The organism is Psychrobacter sp. PSP, assembly GCF_024085615.1.
Taxonomy (GTDB): Bacteria; Pseudomonadota; Gammaproteobacteria; order Pseudomonadales; family Moraxellaceae; genus Psychrobacter; species Psychrobacter pacificensis.
The window spans coordinates 116,979-138,608 of record NZ_JABLTF010000005.1 but is presented as its reverse complement, the minus strand read 5'-3'; the positions used below and the strand labels follow the sequence as shown (position 1 = coordinate 138,608).

The window sequence follows — 21,630 nt, the reverse complement described above, 5'->3', positions numbered from 1 at the left end:
TTCATTAAAAAACTAGCGTTTAAATAGCTTCGAAAAAAATGATTTAGAAGCGTGTGGACGAGTCACCTTATTACCGGTATAACCTTCTTGAGATTTTTTAGGAAAATGACCGAAAGGTTCCACCCTATAACTGTCTAAATCGTATCCAGCAGCAAGTGCTTCGTCATAATATTCATCAAAAACCTTAGATAAATCCTGCCTCGGGTGCGACATTATTTCACCGTCAAACCAGTGCTCGATACCTTCTTCACTGACTCTAGGTAATGAATATTTATGACTGAACTGCGTACCCATATCTGAATAATGCAAAATCCTAATATCTTCTAACGCTAAGTTTTCGCCATCTATACAGTTGTAACTATCCTGATAAGGCTCAATGAGCTGATTATTATCTTTAAATACAGCCATCATTTCTTTATGGCTTTTGGGATCTTTCCTGAGTTTTTTAATTGGTAGGACAATGTTTTTTGCCGCCTTGCAATCCCATACGCATGTACACAATCGAGTCATATCCGCATTAGTCTTAGCAGCTACAACAGACTGTCCTTCAATAGCATGGTGCCACAGCTTTGCCAAATCATCTAAAATAATGACATCAGCGTCCATGTAGATGGCACGACCAGAGTATTGACAGTACTCTGGAATTGCCCAGCGAAAGCCTGAAAAAGGCGTTGACCATTTAGTGGTATTCCAACCCTCTCCAGTCTCAGGATTAGAATACCAATAGCTATTAGGATCACGTGACAGCTGCATCCATACTATCTCAACGGGTACACTGGTATGTTTATGAATACTATAATCTAATACCATCATCTGCTCTAGATCACAGTTATTTGGGTCACAACCAACAAAGACTTTAATAGTATCTTCTGTATTCATAATTTTATCCGTTCACTGACTAATGTTTATCTTTGCTAATGCAATGCGATAATACTCAAATATATAATGGGACCTATTCTTTCCAATACTTCTCAATCCATCCAACCGGCAAGATGAAATGACGCAAGTGACGTAGCGGTCTTTTTAGATTTTTGGGCTCAGCTAATCTTTTTAAATGATCTTTGGCATTGTTAGCAGCATTTTTATTATATCTACCTTCGATCGCATGTGTAGGATATAAGTCGCCAGGGAAAATAACAATTCGAGCACCTTTAGGAATCTTTGGCTCTTTGATATAGTTAAGTGGGAACGGTTGACGACATTTGCGTCTAAAATGCGCAACCCATGCTTTTGGAAACAGCTTGACACCGCCTGGCGCATTACGCGTCACAAAGCGCTGCTCAAAACGATATTTGTCCGCAATGCCCTGTGGATCTGCTTTGAATTTTTCTTGTAGTGAGACAAGCGACCCTACCTGAAAGCGGAAGCAAGAAGTCTGGCCTAGGCGCTCTAGCGGGTTACTTGGGTTATAAGATAAAATAACATCGTCTGGCTCGCCATATTCGAAGAAAGGATCGAGGCTGTCTACTATGATCACATCCAAATCTACAAATAATACTGTCCCTGTCAAATCACCTAACTTCTCACCCCACAAACGTGATTTTGGCCACTTGCCAAGTGTGTTGGTTGGCATGGTGACATCTAGTGGTGGCAATTCTTGACATTCGATTTCTGGACGTACATCGGTGGTATCATCGGTAAAACAGACGAAACGAAACGGTGGCGTAATATTGCGAGATACCATGCCATACAGTTTATTGGCATAATCAGCCCCGTACTTTGTACCCCATTTAATACAAATAATTTGTTTGATATTTTTATTATCTGCTGTACTAGAATCTATTGGCATGGACTGCTCACTTTAATCTTAAGAATAAATATGATGGCTATATTAGCATAAAAAAAAGACTGAACAATTATGTTCAGCCTTTTTGGTCTTTAAACTAACGACTTTATTAGTCAATAAAGCTTAACCAATCCATATATTTCTCATTACGACCATGAACCACATCAAAGTATAGGGTTTGGAGTTTCTCAGTCAATGGTCCGCGGCCGCCATTCCCGATAGTACGATCATCGTATTCGCGGATAGGTGTCACTTCAGCAGCGGTGCCTGTCATAAAGATCTCGTCTGCTAAGTAGAACTCATCACGAGTGATACGGCGCTCAACAACTTTGATGTCTAGATCAGCCGCGAACTGAATGATAGTGCGACGAGTGATACCGTCAAGCGCGCCGCCGCCCAGATCTGGCGTATGTAGCACGCCGTCTTTGACTAAAAACAAGTTCTCGCCAGCACCTTGGCAGACATAACCTTGTGGATCCATTAGGATGGCTTCGTCATAGCCATTGCGGGTGACTTCTTGATTGGCCATGATAGAGACAGGATAGTTGCTCGAGGCTTTGGCTTTACACATGGTCACATTGGTCATGTGGTGGGTAAATGATGAGGTTTTTACACGGATACCGTTTTTGATACCCTCTTCACCAAGATATGCGCCCCAATGCCAAGCAGCAACCATAGCATTGATACTGTTGTCACGCGAAGATAAGCCAAGCTTTTCTGCACCTACCCAAATAAGCGGACGAATATAGGCTTCTGCTAAGTTATTTTTCTTGACCACATCTTTGTGTGCTTGCTCTAGCGTGGCTGCATCAAACGGCACGTCCATTTGAAAGATTTTTGCCGAACCAAGGAGACGTTCGGTGTGTTCCTTTAGGCGAAAAATAGCGGTGCGGTTGTCCGCTGTTTGGTAAGCGCGTACGCCTTCAAACACAGCCATGCCATAATGCAAGCTATGGGTAAGCACATGAACGTTGGCATCTGGTTGTTCAATTATTGTGCCATTCATCCAAAGCTTACCATCTTGTGTTGCCATATTCATTTTATAGTCCTTATGCTAGCGCTAACGTCTAACTTTTTTTAGGTAGGTTTTATTTAACAGTAGTGATCAACATCGTATGATAATACTGCAGCGTTCATTTTTATTACTCAAATACCGCTTCATTATGACGAACACTTGACTGTATTATAATGATGTGTGACCGATTATATCACTGGCCGTGTTGGCAAATGAAATCTTTTGGTTTGAGACCCTATAGTTTTTAATTACGGCTCCCAGCTAGTATGAAGCCTTACAGTTTAAGCGCCTCTTTGGTTATCAGCAAGAATAAAAACAAATCTCAAAATTACTCTATTACTCTTTGACAGATTTTACGCCCATTAGATGCTGCCATTGCGCTTGTACCAGTGCGCGTGTCTCTTGCCAAAGAGACTCATCGACCAATAATGATTGCTCTGATAGTGCCAGTTGATGAGTCGCAGCACGTATTCTAAGATAAGCATCTGTTAATGCCTGACAGACTTGCTCCTCCCAAATACCAAGTGAAGCAACTTCTTCAAAAATACGGACATTATCACTCCATTTGGTCAAGCTTGGATGCTCATGTGAATAGGCCAATACCGCAAACTGCGCTAAGAATTCAATGTCTACAATACCGCCTGCATCTTGTTTGAGTTGAAACTTGCCCGCTTGCTGTTGCCACTGGCTGGTGCCTAAGTGCTTCTGCATTTTGATACGCATACTGGTGACCTCAGAGCGTACTTGCTCTAACGTCCGCGGCAGCGCCAGCACATCTCGGCGAATGTCACAGAAGCGTGCAGTCACTCGTCTGTCACCACAAATCGCCCGAGCGCGCACCAGTGCTTGATGCTCCCATGACCACGCTTTGTCCATTTGATAAGTTTCAAAGGCATGACAGGACACGACCATCATGCCAGCGTTGCCCGACGGACGCAGACGCATGTCAATCTCATATGCCCTACCATCTCGCGTTTGGGTATTGAGATAATTCATCAGCTTTTGTACCAGACGTGCGGCAAACTTCATGCCACTCACTGACTTCTCACCTGTGGTCATGCCCTGCTCTTTTATCTTATGTAAGAATACCAAATCCAAGTCGGAAGAATACGAGAGCTCTAAACCACCAAGCTTGCCATAACCGATAATCGCAAAACCACAGTCAGCCTCAGTGACTGGATCGCCATCTTGACCGATAGGATAGCCATAACGATTGACGATTTCGGCAAACGCTCGCTCTAGCGCGGCTTCTAGTACCACTTCAGCAATATAAGTCAGTGAGTCTGAGACTTTCATGATTGGACGCTCAGCCAACACATCGCTGGCAGCCACAGCCAACACTTGGTTTTTCTTGAACAGTCGCAGCACACTCAGTAGCTCTTCTTCGTCATTGGGTTCGACACGCAATAGCTGTTGGCGCAGGATGTCACGCAGCTCAGGCTTATCTGGCAGGTGGCGATAGTGTTGCTGTAAAAAGGTGTCTAACAATACAGGATACTGTGCCAACTCTTTTGCAATCCACGGGCTCGCCGAGAGCATCGGAATCAGCTCAATCGTTGCATTGGGGTTTTCTGCAATCATGACCAAGTAGATTGAACGTCGGCAAATGGCTTCAAGCAATGCAATCAATCGCGGTAAGGCAGCATTGGCAAGTTTTTGCTGCTCTTGATGGGCTAATAGCGCGTGGACAATGACAGGATACGCATCATCTAAGCGCTCTCGGGCCTCCTCGCTGAGGTTGGCAACCATCTTTGATTGCCAAAAATTCTGCAATAACTCGCGATTTTCTTTTGTTAGTACCTCATTTAAACGCGCAATTTGCGCTTCTAAATGCTCAGGCTCTAAATCATTATCCTCGTTATCAGGTACTTGGCGCTCTGTCACCATACGTTCAAATGGCACATTAACATTGTCTCGATGAGCATTTAATTGGGTCAGTAATGCCTGCCAATCATTAAACCCAAGCGTCACTGCAAGATTATGCTGCCAATAAGCATCATGCGGCAGTCTTTGGGTTTGCTGATCGTTAATGGCTTGAATCGCATGTTCAAGTCGACGCAAAAACCGATACGCGGCTTGTAAGTTATCGTAGGTAATCTGCTCTAGATATCCAAGCTCACGCAACACTTGCATCGCCTCCAAACAAGGCTTTACCTGTAGCTGAGGATGCCGACCACCGTAGATCAGCTGAAACGCTTGTACAATAAACTCAATATCTCTGATACCGCCCGCGCCAAGCTTAATATTGTCTAGATCTTCACGCTGTGCAACTTGATTTTGAATGAGCGACTTCATCTCCCTGAGTGCTGAAAACGCGCTGTAATCCACATAATAGCGAAAGACAAATGGTTTGATTAGCGCCTGAATCGCATCATAAAATGGCTGATCTATCTGCCCAACGACTCGTGCTTTTAGCCAAGCAAAACGCTCCCACGCGCGTCCATGCAACGCAAAATATTTTTGTAACGCTGAGAGATGGATGGCCAAATCACTGCCATCACCCCATGGACGCAAGCGCATATCAACCCGAAAGACAAAGCCGTCAGCCGTTTTATTATCAAGCAGCTTAATAATCCCTTGACCCAGACGAGTCATAAAACGTTTATTGTCTATGCTACGCGTGCCCTTTGCCTTGTCACCATTGGTTTCGCCGCGCGCTTGATGTACAAATATTAGGTCAATATCGCTCGATAAATTCAGTTCCTGAGCACCAAGCTTACCCATGGCCATGATGGCCATATCATCGATCTGCACATTGCCTTGTTCATTGATAAAGGTTGGCTCACCGTATTTAGCAATCAAATGCTGATAGGTATAGTCCTTGGCAAAGGAGATACAACCGCCTGCAAACTCTGATAGCTCATCAGTCAATTGCTCAAGACTAATCATCTGCAAGGCATCTTGCCAAATCCAGCGCATCATTAACAACTTACGCAAATTACGTAAGCCACTCATGACTTTCGTTTCATCGGCGAGTTGATAGTTTTCATCTAGCGTATAATCTTGTATCAGATCATCGATTTGCTGACGAGTCAGCGTACTGTTCAGGGGGTAGCTACGCAAAAATGTTTGGCAGGAAACCGTTCGGCTCTCCCAAATTTGATAAGCAAACTCACTGGCTGTTTGCAGTACTTGCAGTTGCTCTGCTGTCGGCTGATAATCTGTACCACTGTTCATACGTGAGGGCATAGCAGGTAACATAGTGACAAAAACTCCTTACATAGAATGGTAAGACTACGTGAACCCAACTCATAAGTTTATTGTTTTTTCTTACGAGACAGTCACAGCATCAGATGAACATACTCAATATATCATTACAAAACATAAAGCCCTGTTTAGTAACAGTGACTCTATTTGCTTTGAGTCGCTTTATGGTAGCATAAACGTCTTTAATCGAAATGCTTTGAGACAGCTTCATTGCAGCGCACCTTTATACTCAATAAAAATAGCGTTTTGACTCAATGGTATTAAGAAGTATTAAAGTTCGACTATAAATCGATTAGATTACTTTACACAAAACATTTATAGCCTTTCAATAATATTGTCTCACCCTTATAACACTCTTCAAACGCTTATTTATAATATGTGATACTGTCCCTATGACTACTACCCCGCTACTACTCATTACCGCTGATCCTAGTCACCCATTAGCGCATTTAGCATTACGTTATGCGCGCGCGTATCTTAAGAGCGCATCAGCTGATCATAATATCGACAGTCACGCAGACGATATCGTCAATAAAGAAGGCATCGACAATCCTATCACCAAACGGCCATTGCTCAATGTCTTTTTTTATGGGGATTCGGCGCATCTGGCGAATCGGCTACGCTGGCAGTCCGCTGATCAAATGAATTTGACCAAAGAATGGCAAATATTGGCTGAACAATATCAGTTGCCACTGCCTGTTTGTGTTAGCACAGCTCTTAGCCGCGGTGTGAGTGACACAGACAACAGTACCCGCCATCAGCTTGATGGTGACAATCTGGCGACAGGATTTACGTTGGTGGGACTCAGTGAGCTCGCTCTGATGATGCAGGATGGCTGCCGCTTAATACAGTTTTGATAGCGTATCCATTACGACATTAGCCTGCGATAAATATATTTAGGAATACATGATGAGATTATTAATCCAGCTGCATACACCCACCGAAGCAGCAAGCTACGAAGGCTGCGCTCTGGCACTGACATTAGCGACATTCGGTCATGAAGTGCAGCTGTACTTGGATGCACCTGTTTTTGGCTTATTGATGCAGCCTGAATCACGTTTGCACGGTATGATTCAGTCGCTTGATCTTTACGACATGCCAGCGGCTTGGCTACCTGATGATGTCTTTAGTGGTTGGGTGATTGGGATGCTGCCAGTAGATCTGACTTCACAGCTCATGCTGGTGCCAGAAATGATCCGCTCGCAAGATTTTGAGCAGATTTTAACTTTTTAATTGGCAATATAATCAGACTTATAAAATAATAAAGTACACACTTGGACACTGTTATGGCAACTTTATATCAATTACACAGCACGATGGATACCCTCAGGCGCAGTGCTGAAGAGATGTCTCGCACTTGGCGTACTGGCGACAGTATTATCTTACTTGGCACCACAGCCGCTTTTATTGACTGGCTCAACGCCTATTTGAATGATAGTGAAATAGATGGTATTGCAGGTATTTATGCATTAGCGGATGATATATCGCAGCTGACAGTTAACACTGCTGGCAAGCTAAATTTAGAGAGCAAATTGACTGATATTTTAACGGATGAAGAATGGATTAGCCTATCTCAGGATAGTCAGTTTGATAAAGTGGTGACGATTGCCTTATGACGACTCATACCTCTACGACAACTCATACTGCCACAGCATCGAGCGATATTGCATTAGATCAAGATGGGCATTTGTGTGACCATACGATTTGGACACCTGATATCGCACAACAGCTAGCAGACACGCTAGATGTCAGCCTAACGAGTGAGCACTTACAAATCTTGCAGCAAGTGCGCGCGTTTTTTGTCAAATTTAATCATGCGCCAGCGACTCGCCCATTGATTAAATGGCTACAGAAAACTTTGCCTGAGCACGATATTAGCAATCAAAAACTACAGCAGCTATTTAATACAGGATTGGTTGCGCGCCATGTCAACCGTCTAGCTGGGCTACCCAAGCCGCCCAATTGCCTATAAAAGTGTCTTTTTTAACTGTAGCTATTTACCAAGTGAGCACTGATGAATGAGTCATATCATCGACTCATTTGGTACATCGCTACTTTGGATCGCTATTTCGGATCGTAGACTGTCAGCGTTTCATAACCGACACTTCGTCCTTCATCACCCAAGAATCCTTGCTGTCGCCATATTTCATACAAGCATATGGCGACACTATTGGATAAATTGAGACTGCGCGAATCAGCCAACATTGGTAATCTCAACCAATTATCAGCACCGATATCTTCCCGTATATCATCTGCCAGACCTGCTGTCTCTGAACCAAATACTAACGCGATATTGGGCATGGTTTTATTGTCAGGTTTTTCACTGTCTGCTTGCCCGCCAAAATCATAATCATAGAATGGTTTGCTCAGTTTGGTGGTCAATGCGGTGACAATATGGCAGTCCGCTGATTGCAAGGCTTGCCTCGCTGCAGCCCAATCTTCGTGCACCTGCAAATGTGCATATTCGTGATAATCAAGGCCTGCGCGGCGTAGTTTTTTGTCATCAAGCTCAAACCCTAACGGTCTGACTAAATGCAGCTGCGCGCCGCTGTTGGCACACAGTCGAATGATATTGCCAGTATTACTCGGCATTTTTGGGGCGACCAACACGATATGAATGGTCATATTTGTTTACTCCACAACTAGTCGATGCTCTGTTATTTAAATTTATGAGCGGTAGGTAATTAAAAGTTACAGTTTACTGCCAATAATTACATTTTGATACTGTGCAGGGTTTTTAACTTTCACTATGATGTCTGTAATGGATAGCGAGATAGCATTTATGCATGACTGTCTCATCCAATACCCCTTCAGTGAAGCTTGAGCAAGATACTTAGCGTCACTGTTGTTATTTATAACCATTCATTTATCTTTGAGGATACTATTATGAAAAAAGTAATCATCGCATCTTTAGCTGCTATGTTTGTTCTAACTGGTTGCAACACGTTTAAAGGCCTTGGCCAAGACGTATCAAGCGCTGGAAATGCTGTAACTGACGGCGCACAAGACGTACAAAATAAAATCTAAGGTCTGCTTTTTTTAGATTTTTTGAGGGACTTACTATTTTGTAAGTCCTTTTTTTTGGTCACGAATTCTTTATTCTAAGTAGTTACTGCACATACACTTTATCAGATGCTACAAAAAAGCACGCAATATCTGATTGAGATAACGCTGACCTAACAATGTTGGTTGTAACTGAGTTTTACTATCTATCAGTAGCCCTTGCTTAATCAACTTGTCTACTTGTGTGGTAACGCTTTCAAGCTTAAGCCCTGTTCTCTGCTCAAACAACGCCCAAGCAACACCGCCATGTAAGCGCAGTACATTTAACATAAACTCGCTAACCAGCTCATCTGTATCGATTGCTTGCCAACCAACCATTTTTGGTACGTTTTGAGTGCTCTTGGATGTTTCCGTCTCTATATCTCCTACATAATCTTTTGGCAAACGTGATTTGCTAAAACGATAGATGCCAGATTCTGCTAACAAATCGTTTTCTGATTTATCACTTTCCTTTGACGGCGCGCTACCCCTGTCTGCGTGACAATCAATCGTCACTTTACCATGTGCACCAGCACCTATTGCTAGATAGTCGCCAAACTGCCAATAGTTGATATTGTGACGGCAAGGCTTATCTGACTCGCCCGCCCACGCAGACACCTCATAATTGCTGTACCCCAGTTGCTGCAACAGCGCTTGCCCCGCTTGTTCGATATCTGCCAAGTTGTCTTCATCGGGTAAAATAGGCTGGCTACGATAAAACACCGTGTTGGGCTCAATCGTTAATTGATACCAAGAGATATGCGTTGCGCCAGCATCGTGCGCCATTTGAATATCATTTAATGCTTCGTTCATGGTTTGCTGCGGCAGACCATGCATAAGATCGACATTGACTCGCGTAAATCCAGCAGCCTTAGCAGCGCGTATCGCTGATAACGCTTGTACAGGATCATGGATACGTCCAAGCACTTTGAGCTTATCAGCGTCAAAGCTCTGTACACCGATAGACAATCGATTGATACCAACCTCTAGATACTGAGCAAATGGTGCATGCTCGAGTGTTCCTGGATTGGCCTCCATCGTAATCTCAATGTCCTCTGCAAATTCAAAACATGACCGCAAACCAGAGAACAGTCGCTGATACTGAGCAATTGGCAATAGTGATGGTGTGCCACCGCCAATAAATATTGAGCTGATTTTACGGCCTTGCGCCAATGACTGTTGCATATTCGCATCCAAAAGGAGCGCATCGACATAATCATCATACATAGACAGCTGACTGTCTATAGGCAGCTCATGCGAGTTGAAGTCGCAGTAAGGACATTTTTTCACACACCACGGGATATGGATATAGAGCGACAGTGGAATGCTCGTCACATCTACAACGCTAGTCTCTGTCATCTTTTCTGTGAGTTGTAACGTATCAAGGTTATTTGGCGAGCTATCAGCATTCATTTTGGACATAAATAAACTTATTGTGTAATGGGCAATAATGATCAGTATCAAAAGTATCGCTAGGATAACGGCTAGATGATATAAAGAAAAGCCTAACTGACGTAAAACTATTAACAAAGCCACGCATAAAGCCACGCACAAATTCCCTATTCACCATGGTAACTTGCAGGCAGTATATAAAAAGACTATTAACAGTACAGCATCCAAAGCGCAGCGCTGTATTCAGAATATAGTCAATCCTAAATAAAACAGATACATTATATATCAAGGTGGAACTGGTCTAAATTTTCCTTACGTGCTGTGCCTACGCTGCTCGATGCTGCGAAAAATTTATCCCAGTCACACTGTATCGTTTTTATACTGAATTCACTATATAACCGTTACATTTGCGGCGCGCTTGAAATCTGCTTAATAAAAAACCACCCTGATAATATTAAATTTAAACATGAAGCAAAGGATAAGACATATGGCTTATTGGCTAATGAAATCAAACCCAAAGTTTTTTGGTATTCACGATTTACAACGGCTCGGTACAGATAGCTGGGATGGTGTCCGTAACTACCGCGCTCGCAACTTTATGCGCGACGACATGAAGGTTGGTGATAAGGTATTCTTTTATCATTCTAGCGCAAGACCCTCTGGTGTGGCTGGTATTATGACGGTCAGTCAAGCAGGTTACCCTGACCCCACTCAGTTTCATCCTGAGCATCGTCATTACGATCCTATTGCAACCGAAGAAGAGCCACGCTGGTATATGGTGGATCTCACTTTTGAGCAAGCTTTTACAGAGGTGTTGCCATTATCAGCGCTGAAATTTTTGCCTGCGCTTGAGGACTCTTTACTGCTGAGAAAGGGCTGCGAGCAATTAACGGTCATTCCATTAGAGCCCAAACACTGGCACGCGATTATGAACATGGCCGAGACACTCGAACTCCTGCCAGAACACACCGATTAGCTCGACCCTCTATCTACTGATCATCAATACCAAGGTAAAAAAATCCTAAGATGAGTATTCACATAGTATCTCTAAATCGTTGACATCATAGTCTGGCTTCTTTACCATCTTATGTGTATATGACCTGTCAATCTACTGCTTGGATTGACGGGTTATTTTTATTTTAGTGCCTTCACTTTTATTTTCTGACTCTGTCTGTATAAGCTTGCTCATATTATTTATCGGAGTATCATCGTCGGCACGACTCTTCTCATACTGTGTCAATATTGAATTGACGACGATATTTGCTTATTCATCGTTACTACTTTCATAACAATTACCGCAAAGAATAAAAAGTTGCTTACCATGGTTTTCCCATTATCTTTCAGAGACTTTAAAAGCTACAGTTTACGCTTAGGGGTACTCGCCCTACCTATCTTGATTACTCAGTTTTGCCAAGCAGCGCTTGGGGTTGTCGATGCCATTATGGCAGGCCAAGTATCTGCGCTTGACTTGGCAGCTGTGGCAGTTGGATCTGGCATTTGGCTACCGCTGTTTTTGTTAGCAACAGGTGTGTTGATTGCCACTACCCCTCTCATTGGTGAGGCTGTCGGTCAAGATCAGCATCACCATGTTCCTCATATTACTCAGCAGTCTTTGTGGACAGCAGGCGCTCTTGGCCTTATTGGTTTTATTGTTGTCAATTTGGCACCCAATGTCCTTGGCATCATGGGTGTGCCTGAGAATATTCAGCCTATAGCAACACAATATTTGCATGGTGTGTCTTTTGGTTTCCCTGCATTAGCTGTCTATGCTGTGTTACGCAGTTATTGCGAAGCGCTTGGTCGACCTGAGCCAGTGACGGTTATTAGCATTGTCGGTCTACTCGCAGATATTCCTCTGAACTATATTTTTATCCATGGTTTATTTGGCATGCCCGAGATGGGCGGCGCAGGCTGCGGTGTGGCAACAGCACTGGTATTGTGGATAAATGTGTTGTTACTGGCGGCTTATACCAGCGTCAGCAAGCGGCGGGAATTTGCCAGCACTCGCTTTTTTTATGGATTTGCGAGTCCAAATCGCACACAGATCAAAAAACTTCTAAAATTGGGGATTCCTATTGGTGTCTCTATCTTTTTTGAGGCAAGTTTATTTAGTTTGGGCGCTCTTGTTATCAGTCCGCTCGGAGAGCTTGCAACAGCCTCACACCAAGTAGCGTTATCAGTGACGTCACAGCTGTTTATGATACCGATATCTGTTGCGATGGCACTCACGATTATGGTCTCAAATCGTTATGGTCAAAAAAACCTCTTAGCCTTACGTCAAGTACAAGCAACTGGACTTGTCTGGACCGTATTGATTGCGCTCACTTGTATGCTTGGTATATGGCTATTTAGACCAGAGTTGGCAGCAGCATTTACCGATAATCCAGCGGTCAGAACGGAGTCGATGCACTTGCTCATTTTTGCCCTTGCCTATCAGTTATTTGATGGCTGGCAGGTCAATATCGCGGGTATATTACGCGGCATGCAAGACACCACCATACCGATGTGGGTCACGCTTTTTTGCTATTGGTTAGTGGCGCTACCACTAGGTATCTATTTAGTGCGTTTCACTGATGTTGGCGCTCAAGGCTTTTGGATGGCATTAATCACTGGCCTATTCTTATCTTCTATTCTATTGACCCTTCGTTTGCGCTATCAGCAAAGACGTTTAACCGCGCTGTGGGGTTGAAACTGATTGATTAAAACGTCACACCTCATAACCATTGCTAGCGATATATGGTCACATAGACTATGATAAATCGTAGATGATTTCTTGCTAAAAAGATGGCTTACGTCAAAATATGTAAAAAATCTCAGTTAACAACTGTACATTGATTGCTCATTACTCTGAATCTAGGTATCATTAGCAACTAATTAGACAATATTTAGTTACACTATTTTCGAATTTAGTACAAGGTCAGATAAAAACTATGGATATTGAAAAAATACGCACCCTCATTGCCCTTATGGAAGAAAGTGAACTGGTTAATTTAGAAATCAGTTCAGACGATGAGCATATTAGCTTGACTCGTCACTATGATGCGCCTGCACCAGCCATGATGGCCGCACCAACTGCTAGCGCAGCGCCTATTGCTGCTGAAGGAAAACCTGCGGAAAAAGCGGGTAGCGTCGAAAACTCGCCAATGGTTGGTGTTTTCTATTCAGCGCCAAGTCCTAACGACCCACCATTTGTAAAAGTTGGTCAAAAAGTTCAAGCGGGTGATACTCTAGGTATTATCGAAGCGATGAAAATTATGAACCCTCTTGAAGCGACTCAAAGCGGTATTGTTGACGAAATCTTGGTAGATAATTCTGAAGTCGTACAGTTCGGCCAACCTGTCATACGTTATAAAGCGTAACGATATTTGCCATACTTTATTTCATTATGGCTGGTTTTTGATATAGGTATCGCATCAAAGTCAAATAACAGGATGCTAGATATCAAAACTTGGTCAATAACTGATGCTTCGACAAGGATGAACCCATGATAAAAAAATTGCTCATTGCCAATAGAGGTGAGATTGCCCTGCGCATCGTTCGAGCTTGTAAAGCGCTAGGTATCGAAACGGTAGGCGTCTACTCTACTGCTGATGCCAACTTGATGCACCTGCGCTTTGTTGATGAGGCAATTTGTATTGGTAAGCCTAATGCCAATCAAAGTTATCTTGATATTAATACTATCTTAACTGCCGCTGAAATCACTGGCGCGGATGCTATTCATCCGGGTTATGGTTTTTTGTCTGAAAATGCTGAGTTTGCTGAGCGCGTAGAAGAAGCAGGATTGACCTTCGTTGGCCCTAATGCAGATCACATTCGCTTGATGGGTAATAAAGTCTCTGCGATCAACGCCATGAAAAAAGCGGGCGTACCAACCGTGCCTGGCTCTGTGGGTGCCGTTACGCTACATAATGCTGAAGAACAAGCGCGCAATATCGGTTTTCCGCTATTGATCAAAGCGGCTTCTGGCGGCGGTGGACGCGGTATGCGTGTGGTTGAACGTTTTGATGAGCTGGTCGGTCAAGTGCAGGCTGCTAAGCAAGAAGCTGAGCTTTGGTTCGGTGATGATACTGTCTATATGGAGCGCTATCTTCAAAACCCGCGCCACGTAGAAGTACAGGTACTGGGTGATGGCAATGGTAATGCTATCCATCTGTATGACCGTGATTGCTCATTGCAGCGTCGTCATCAAAAGGTACTAGAAGAAGCGCCTGCGCCAGATATCCCAGATGATGTCCGCGAACCTATCCTGAAGGCCTGTGTGAGAGCCTGTGAGCTTGTGAAATACCGCGGCGCTGGTACGTTTGAGTTTTTGTTTGAGAATAATGAATTTTTCTTTATTGAGATGAATACGCGCGTACAGGTTGAACATCCAGTAACCGAGATGATTACTGGTATCGATGTCGTCGTTGAACAGCTAAAAATTGCAGCCGGCTATGGTTTATCTTATCGTCAAAGTGAGATTGAAATCCAAGGCCACGCGATTGAGTGCCGTATTAATGCTGAAGATCCAGCAACTTTTGTTCCTTGCCCTGGTACTGTCAATCAACTGTTTGCGCCAAGTGGCGCAGGTGTTCGATTCGATTCACATCTATACCCTGGCTATGAGATACCGACTTACTATGATTCACTCATTGGTAAGCTTATCTGCCATGGTCAAACTCGTCAGCAAGCGGTTGCTAAAACCTTACATGCATTAGATGAATTGATCATTGAAGGCATCAAAACCAATATACCGCTACACCGTGATGTGATTTTGTCAGATGATAATTTTGCCAAGGAAGCGCAAAACATTCATTATCTCGAAAGAGAGCTTCTAAACACAGACAAAGCCGAGAAAGAGGCATAGATCAAAACAGCGCTAAGCTGTAGTTTGCTTACTCGTACTGACTGGGACAGTAGTCATTTCCCATAAAAATCAATTTCCACAAAAAAAGCCGCTATCGATATAGCGGCTTTTTTATGCTTAGTAGATGTCGAATAACTCGTGCAATATGATACAAGCCACTTATTATGGCAATACTCTATTAAAAGTCATAAAGCACTCTGTACCGTCAGGATCAGCACACCACTGCATCTGATTGCCATCATGGTATAAAAACGCAATCAACGCTTCGTCACTTTGATCCACTTGGTTGCCTGAGCAGTCTACTTCGTTATTATCATAAATCGTCTTGATAGCGATGACGGGCAGGCCTTCTTCGCGGTGTGTGACTAGATAGCGACCGTATGTCCACTCTTTGCCACTGACCGCCCACATCTCATTGTCCGCGCCAAAATTATATAGCTCACGGCATTGGTTTGACTTATTTACGGATGCCATTAAGTTTTTGCGGCTTGTTGGGTCAGCGTTCACGATGCGCGCTTCACTTTGAGTGATTATGCCACCGTCCATATCAGCTACCACCTTAGGCTCTGAACTGTTTTTTTGCAGACTATTCGATGATGCCGCTTGCTGAGCTTTCGCGTCTTTGGTCATGGTGATAGAACTGTTTAAATCTATCTCCCACTGTCCTGTAATGGCTGGACTAATATGCGTAGTGATTGTCGGCTCAGTAACTGTCTCACCATTCACTGGCAATGAAGCCAGAATAGATGCCAATGTAAATGAAGCAAATGATATAGGTTCCATGATTAACCTTTTATTTATAATATTTTATATACATTAGCGTAAGTCGTAGACACCAAAAACACAAGTAACATTATGCTATTGGGCAAAATACCTTAATCCAAACGATAAGCAAAACCTTAGTCAGTAGTGACGTTGAAGTAAGATAATGCCCGATAATCTAGTCGCTTTCTACTCATAAAAAAATGACACCGTAGCTTTGCTTGTTGAGTACAAAGAGCTACGGTGTTATATATTTATGAAATCAAGACCAGTAAAGTATTACGATATAGTTATCTAATACTAAGCAGCTGCTACACTCAATGCTTGAGCAAAGGCTGATAACGCCCCTTTTAGCATGGCTGAGACCGTGCTACTACATGTACCGATGCCAGAGTACACTTCGCCATCTACATTCAGCTGAATATAAGCGGCGGCATTTGCATTCGTTTTATTATCACTATTGGTATCATCATCGATACCGTTACCACTATTATGATGCGGGTTAATGGCATGCTCTGCATAGTTAATAATATGCAATGATTTACCCGTATGCTGTGCAAGACCGTCGATAAACGATGATAATGGACCATTACCCGTACCATCGATATCAATGGTGTCGTTATTCATCTGGACTTGGCCGCTGAAATACACCTCACCGCCTTTGTTACTGACACTATAATCTAGTAACTCAAACTTACCTTGCTGCAAGTAGGTATCCTCAAAGGTTTGTAAAATTTCATCATTTTGTAATTCACGGGCAACCGCTTCCGCTTGCTTTTGTACCACACGGCTAAAGTCAATCTGCATCCAACGTGGTAGGTTAAAGCCATAATTACGCTGCAAGATATACGCAACACCACCTTTGCCCGACTGACTATTGATACGTACTACATCTTGATAGCTACGACCAATGTGCGCAGGATCAATTGGCAAATATGCCACATCCCACACGTTGTCCGTTTCGCTCTGATGATTTTCATTGTAGTCGAGTGACTTCTTAATGGCATCTTGATGTGAGCCGCTAAAGGCGGTAAAGACCAATTCACCCACATAAGGATGGCGCGGGTGTAGCGGTAAGTTATTGCACTCGCTCACAACCTGTACGATTTCACTCATGTTGCTAAAATCAAGCTCGGGATCGATACCTTGGCTAAACAAGTTCATGGCCATGACCATAATGTCCATGTTACCTGTACGCTCGCCATTACCAAGCAACGTGCCCTCGATACGATCTGCACCTGCCAAAACACCCAATTCGGCCGCGGCTACAGCACAGCCACGGTCATTATGAGTATGAAGACTAATAATGACATGCTCACGCTGAGGAAGATTGCGGCAGAAATACTCTACTTGATCCGCAAAGACATTCGGCATAGAGGCTTCAACAGTCGCTGGCAAGTTAAAAATCACCTCTTGGCCTTGTTGTGGCTGCCACACATCACAAACCGCATCACAAACCTCTACTGCGTACTCAGTCTCTGTTTGACTAAAGCTCTCTGGCGAGTACTGAAACACCCACTCAGTCTCAGGGTATTTGGCCGCATACTCTTTCAATAATTTGGCGCCAGTGATAGCAATTTCTTTAATTTCGTCTTTGTTTTTGGCGTAGACTTTTTCGCGTTGCACACGGCTGGTTGAGTTGTAGACATGGACGACGGCGCGTTTGACGCCTTTTAGCGATTCAAAAGTACGGGCGATCAAATGCTCGCGCGCCTGTACCAATACTTGTAGCGTCACATCATCAGGCACATGGTTTTCTTCGATAAGTTTACGGGTAAAGTCAAATTCAACCTGCGCCGCTGATGGAAAACCAATCTCAATCTCTTTAAAACCCACCTCTACTAAGGTCTTAAAAAAGCGCATTTTTTGTTCAATGGTCATTGGATCAATCAGTGCTTGGTTACCATCACGCAGATCCACACTTGCCCATATCGGCGACTTCTCAATTGTTTTGCTCGGCCACGTACGATCTGGCAGCGATGGCGCAAAGGCAAATGGACGGTATTTACGGAAGTCAAAAGCGGCATTTTTCGGTGTAATCTTTGCAGTCTTTGCGACTACCGTAGGCGTGGTTTGGTCAGACATAATCAATCCTTAGATGATATGGTTATTTGTATGTTTAGCTAGATGATTAGCTGTTGTTTAGAATTGTATTTATCATACGAGATAACGAGTAGTTACACCATAATAATAGCAAAGTTTAGCGAATAGAAACCTGCTATTTTTTACTTTATTTTCTATGATTTTAGTGAAAAAACCCAATTTAGTAGTTACAATCAACTAAATTCACTATCAAGGTACTAAAAATGCCAGAAAGTCATTTTGGAAGTATGGGCACAATAGATATAGATGACATCGATAAGCAATTATTGCGCTTGTTACAGACGCAGGCACGTATGAGTATCACGGAGCTTGCTGAGCGTGTCAATCTCTCTGCCACCCCTTGTGCCCGCCGTATTAAACGCTTAGAAGACGCTAATATCATTACAGGCTACCATACCAAAACCGATGCGCAAAAACTGGGCTATCCGCTCGCCGTGTTTATCGCCGTCAGTATGGATCGTCATACGGCTGAGCGTTTTGAGCAATTTGAGCGTAGCGTTCAGAGTTTTGATGAAGTTGTCAGCTGTAGCATTGTTACAGGACGTACAGAAGACTATCTGATTAAAGTCAGAGTGCGTGATATGGCACATTATGAGGAGTTTTTATTGCATCGCCTCAATCGTATTGAAGGCGTTGCTCAAGTACATACCAGTTTTGAGCTGCGCGAGGTATTCAGCCGTAGCGTCGTATAGAGCGCTCATGGCGTTAAAAATGCTAAGCGAGCGTTGGTGACTTTCTACGAAACATTATTATCAAAATCAGTCCAATCATCAATCCAATAGCAGCGACCAGTAACCCTGCATTGAAATTGCCCTCCTCTCCTGCCAATGCTACCGTCACCAAAGGTCCCAAGAACTGCCCTAGCGCATAGGCGAGCGTCGCCAATGCAATCAGTAAATTAGAATAAGCAGGATTGATATTTTTAAACAATGTGAGGGTCATCGATACCATACCGACGAAGGTCAACCCTAGAATAATAGCATTGCCGTATAATCCAAGCGCACCATCAAACCATATAGGTAAACACATGCCAAACGCTTGTAATACCGTGAGACCCATGAGGGTTTTTACCTCACCGATGCGTTTGGCAAGCGCGCCCCATAACGGGTTTGATAGCATCGCAAAAACACCAACCACCAACCAAATCATCAATCCAGCATAGGTCTGTGTCGTTAAGCGCTGCGCTGCCATAACAGGCAGGAAAGTTGCTGAGCTGATATAGCCAAATCCTGCCAATATATAACTCATAAAAAGTAAAGCAAGCGCTTTATAGTGTCCAGAAATCGCTTCATATAAAGAGCGTTTGAAGTTCAAATAGCTCTGATGCACTGAGACGTGCTGTTTCAAATCGGTCAACTGTGACTCCAAACTATTTACTGGTTTGGGTTTTATTGCGTAGAGGAGCCATATCAGCGGTAAACTGGTACAGCCTGCAACCAGCCAAATCACATCAAAGTGATAGCCCAATGTTAGAAGCCACCACGTCACAATGGCAGAAGCACTAATACCAACGCCAATGCCTGCATAATGTACGGCCGAGAGTACAGAACGGCGTTCGGGGCTCAGGTTTTGAATCACAAACGATGAGCTCAATATCATCGCTACCCCGCTTGCAATGCCTGCGATTAGGCGAATGATATACCATAACGTGAGCGACATATTTGGTATAACGAGTAGCATTGTTGTGACAACACTGATTATTGCCCAAAGCGTCATCGCCTGCCATGTCGCACGCTGAGGCACAAACATAGCAATGAGGGCACCGATAAAATAACCGATATAGTTGATTGATGCTAGCCAGCCAGCAATCGTCGTTGATAGTGACAATTGCACCATAATATCAGGTAGAGTGGCGGTAAAGAGAAAGCGTCCATAGCCCATGACAACTGCCAAACAGTACATACCGATACAGGCAATGGCCGCTTCATTGGTGATGGTAGGAGCGACACGGCTTTTAATAGCAGTCATCATGACAGCGCCATTTTTGTGGCAATTAGCACACAATCCTTTGTGTTAGATAATTAAAAGCAATAGTAAAATAAGTAGGAGTCAAACAGTTATTAGAGCTATTGGGACATCATAAAATAAAAACAAACCCTACAATACATCTAACGTGGTTGTCCCTATCGTATCCTGTCCTAGCATTTGTACACGCTGATCGCTAAACATATCCATGTCAGGGGCTAGCGTACGCATAAACCGATCAAAATATAACATCTGCTTGGTCAATAAAGCAAAGTCGCGTGGAAAATGGATACCATGACGTTTGCCAACTTCGACAATCTCAAGCATCATTTTATTGAGCTCGTCAGCTTGCTCTTTACTGTTAAAAGGCACACCGCTGGTAAAGGTCTTATCTTCTGCCATGATCGTTATCATCATGCGCTCTAGATCGTTACCTAAGGCAACCACATCAACTTTATTGCCACCATGCGTCATTTCCATGTCAATCATATAACGTGCCATCGCTTGATAGTCACTGTCTTGCATCGCTTGCATCATACCCATGCACGCACGCCAGCTCTCGGCTTTTAATTTACCGACAATACCAAAGTCTAAGAAACCAATACGTCCATCGGTTAATAGCATCAAGTTACCCGCATGCAGGTCAGCATGAAAACTATTGCACAGCATAAGACTGGCAAACCAGGTGTTTAATGTATCTGCCATGATTTGCGCAGGATCGCTGCAATACTGACGCATGAGCGACTCATCAACCATAGAAACCCCATATAGGCGGCTCATCGTCAATACACGCTTGGTGGTCAGATCGTCATACACTGTTGGTGCCACTACCCGAGTATTACCTGAGACGGCTAAGAACTGCTGAAAATCGCGGATGTTTTGTGCTTCAGCGATAAAATCCGTCTCGGCAAGCATACGCAGGCGAATCTCATCGATAATTGGCGCGATACTTGCGAACTTCATCGATGGCATCACTATTTCAAGCAGCTTGGTCACGCCATGCAATACGCCCAAATCGGTCTGCATAATCGTCTCGACGCCAGGCTTTTGTACCTTTAGCACCACTTCATCACCATTATGCAGACGGGCAGCATGAACCTGAGCGATAGAGGCAGAGGCTAGCGGCTCTGAGTCAATATGCGCAAACTTATCATCAAGGCTCATACCATCAGTCGCCAGCTCTTCTTTTAGCACCTGCTCGATATAAGCATAAGATAATGGCGTGGTTTGATCCAAGCAGCTCTGGAAAGCGGTGACATAATCACGTGGAAACAGCGAGGGTGTACTAGCGATAAACTGACCGATTTTGATATAAGTCGTGCCTAACTGCTCAAAGGTTTCTTTGAGTAGCATTGCATCAGGTTTCTCCCCTTTTGCCACTCTTAGCGCAGACAGACCTGCCACACTCGCGGTTTGGCGAACACGGTTGACGACATTAAAGGTATGCTTTAACAAATGCGGACGATGAATTTTCATAAAAAACAACTATGGTAATAGAAAGGATTTGAAAAT

20 protein-coding genes are annotated in these 21,630 nt (G+C 43.6%); 10 read left to right on the top strand and 10 right to left on the bottom strand.

Features of this window, described 5'->3' with window-relative positions; genetic code table 11:
- Nucleotides 1-12: 12 nt before the first annotated feature.
- From HL061_RS00635 to glnE, 4 genes are all read right to left on the bottom strand, one after another.
- Nucleotides 13-879: a glycosyltransferase gene (locus HL061_RS00635; RefSeq protein ID WP_252962389.1), complete on the bottom strand. Its 867-nt coding sequence runs from the start codon at nucleotides 877-879 to the stop codon at nucleotides 13-15.
- A 73-nt stretch (nucleotides 880-952) separates the two neighbouring features.
- Nucleotides 953-1,789, bottom strand: coding sequence for a glycosyl transferase (locus tag HL061_RS00630; RefSeq protein WP_252962388.1), 837 nt, complete (start codon nucleotides 1,787-1,789; stop codon nucleotides 953-955).
- A 106-nt stretch (nucleotides 1,790-1,895) separates the two neighbouring features.
- On the bottom strand, nucleotides 1,896-2,825 hold the full coding sequence (locus tag HL061_RS00625) for a branched-chain amino acid transaminase (RefSeq protein ID WP_252962387.1): 930 nt from the start codon (nucleotides 2,823-2,825) through the stop codon (nucleotides 1,896-1,898).
- A 312-nt stretch (nucleotides 2,826-3,137) separates the two neighbouring features.
- On the bottom strand, nucleotides 3,138-6,002 hold the full coding sequence (gene glnE / locus HL061_RS00620) for a bifunctional [glutamate--ammonia ligase]-adenylyl-L-tyrosine phosphorylase/[glutamate--ammonia-ligase] adenylyltransferase (protein WP_252962386.1): 2,865 nt from the start codon (nucleotides 6,000-6,002) through the stop codon (nucleotides 3,138-3,140).
- Nucleotides 6,003-6,400: 398 nt separating this feature from the next.
- Here glnE and tusD point away from each other — a divergent pair, with 398 nt between their 5' ends.
- The 4 genes from tusD to HL061_RS00600 are packed head-to-tail and all read left to right on the top strand — an operon-like array spanning nucleotide 6,401 to nucleotide 7,980.
- Nucleotides 6,401-6,865: a sulfurtransferase complex subunit TusD gene (tusD, locus tag HL061_RS00615; RefSeq protein WP_212563599.1), complete on the top strand. Its 465-nt coding sequence runs from the start codon at nucleotides 6,401-6,403 to the stop codon at nucleotides 6,863-6,865.
- Nucleotides 6,866-6,917: 52 nt separating this feature from the next.
- Nucleotides 6,918-7,241, top strand: coding sequence for a hypothetical protein (locus HL061_RS00610; RefSeq protein ID WP_071001450.1), 324 nt, complete (start codon nucleotides 6,918-6,920; stop codon nucleotides 7,239-7,241).
- A gap of 53 nt (nucleotides 7,242-7,294) precedes the next feature.
- Entirely contained in the window at nucleotides 7,295-7,624 is a 330-nt protein-coding gene (locus tag HL061_RS00605) for a hypothetical protein (RefSeq protein WP_071001449.1), read from the top strand.
- Nucleotides 7,621-7,980, top strand: coding sequence for a TusE/DsrC/DsvC family sulfur relay protein (locus tag HL061_RS00600; RefSeq protein ID WP_240365000.1), 360 nt, complete (start codon nucleotides 7,621-7,623; stop codon nucleotides 7,978-7,980). Before HL061_RS00605 ends, HL061_RS00600 begins: the two co-directional genes overlap by 4 nt.
- A 92-nt stretch (nucleotides 7,981-8,072) precedes the next feature.
- Here the strand turns inward: HL061_RS00600 and HL061_RS00595 are convergent, their stop codons facing one another.
- Nucleotides 8,073-8,633 (bottom strand): tRNA (cytidine(34)-2'-O)-methyltransferase, encoded by a 561-nt coding sequence (locus HL061_RS00595; RefSeq protein ID WP_240365001.1) that lies wholly within the window; start codon nucleotides 8,631-8,633, stop codon nucleotides 8,073-8,075.
- A gap of 261 nt (nucleotides 8,634-8,894) precedes the next feature.
- Between HL061_RS00595 and HL061_RS00590 the strand changes: the two genes are divergently transcribed.
- The gene (locus HL061_RS00590) at nucleotides 8,895-9,035 is read left to right on the top strand and encodes an entericidin A/B family lipoprotein (protein WP_252962385.1); all 141 of its coding nucleotides are present in this window, start codon (nucleotides 8,895-8,897) and stop codon (nucleotides 9,033-9,035) included.
- Nucleotides 9,036-9,143: 108 nt separating this feature from the next.
- Here HL061_RS00590 and hemW read toward each other — a convergent pair whose 3' ends face one another.
- Nucleotides 9,144-10,409, bottom strand: a complete 1,266-nt coding sequence (gene hemW / locus HL061_RS00585) for a radical SAM family heme chaperone HemW (RefSeq protein ID WP_252962428.1) — start codon at nucleotides 10,407-10,409, stop codon at nucleotides 9,144-9,146.
- 520 nt (nucleotides 10,410-10,929) lie between these two features.
- On the opposite strand from hemW, the gene HL061_RS00580 reads away from it, so the two are divergent.
- The 4 genes from HL061_RS00580 (at nucleotide 10,930) to accC (ending at nucleotide 15,288) form a co-directional block, all read left to right on the top strand.
- Nucleotides 10,930-11,418, top strand: a complete 489-nt coding sequence (locus tag HL061_RS00580) for an EVE domain-containing protein (protein WP_240365003.1) — start codon at nucleotides 10,930-10,932, stop codon at nucleotides 11,416-11,418.
- 345 nt (nucleotides 11,419-11,763) lie between these two features.
- The gene (locus HL061_RS00575) at nucleotides 11,764-13,131 is read left to right on the top strand and encodes an MATE family efflux transporter (protein ID WP_212564525.1); all 1,368 of its coding nucleotides are present in this window, start codon (nucleotides 11,764-11,766) and stop codon (nucleotides 13,129-13,131) included.
- Nucleotides 13,132-13,372: 241 nt separating this feature from the next.
- Entirely contained in the window at nucleotides 13,373-13,801 is a 429-nt protein-coding gene (gene accB, locus HL061_RS00570; protein WP_075106157.1) for an acetyl-CoA carboxylase biotin carboxyl carrier protein, read from the top strand.
- Nucleotides 13,802-13,926: 125 nt separating this feature from the next.
- Nucleotides 13,927-15,288 carry an acetyl-CoA carboxylase biotin carboxylase subunit gene (accC, locus tag HL061_RS00565; RefSeq protein WP_071001443.1) on the top strand — a complete coding sequence of 454 codons (1,362 nt, stop codon included), beginning with the start codon at nucleotides 13,927-13,929 and terminating at the stop codon, nucleotides 15,286-15,288.
- Nucleotides 15,289-15,450: 162 nt separating this feature from the next.
- Here accC and HL061_RS00560 read toward each other — a convergent pair whose 3' ends face one another.
- Both HL061_RS00560 and leuA read right to left on the bottom strand, forming a co-directional pair.
- Nucleotides 15,451-16,071: a hypothetical protein gene (locus HL061_RS00560; protein WP_071001442.1), complete on the bottom strand. Its 621-nt coding sequence runs from the start codon at nucleotides 16,069-16,071 to the stop codon at nucleotides 15,451-15,453.
- Between the two features lie 279 nt (nucleotides 16,072-16,350).
- Nucleotides 16,351-18,135, bottom strand: a complete 1,785-nt coding sequence (gene leuA, locus HL061_RS00555; protein ID WP_252962384.1) for a 2-isopropylmalate synthase — start codon at nucleotides 18,133-18,135, stop codon at nucleotides 16,351-16,353.
- A 221-nt stretch (nucleotides 18,136-18,356) separates the two neighbouring features.
- Here leuA and HL061_RS00550 point away from each other — a divergent pair, with 221 nt between their 5' ends.
- A complete protein-coding gene (locus tag HL061_RS00550) occupies nucleotides 18,357-18,845 on the top strand; it encodes an Lrp/AsnC family transcriptional regulator (protein WP_223332881.1) in 489 nt (162 codons plus the stop codon).
- Between the two features lie 22 nt (nucleotides 18,846-18,867).
- Here the strand turns inward: HL061_RS00550 and HL061_RS00545 are convergent, their stop codons facing one another.
- Nucleotides 18,868-20,124 carry a YbfB/YjiJ family MFS transporter gene (locus tag HL061_RS00545; protein WP_240365006.1) on the bottom strand — a complete coding sequence of 419 codons (1,257 nt, stop codon included), beginning with the start codon at nucleotides 20,122-20,124 and terminating at the stop codon, nucleotides 18,868-18,870.
- Between the two features lie 126 nt (nucleotides 20,125-20,250).
- On the bottom strand, nucleotides 20,251-21,594 hold the full coding sequence (locus HL061_RS00540) for an AarF/ABC1/UbiB kinase family protein (protein WP_071001438.1): 1,344 nt from the start codon (nucleotides 21,592-21,594) through the stop codon (nucleotides 20,251-20,253).
- Nucleotides 21,595-21,630: the final 36 nt, after the last annotated feature.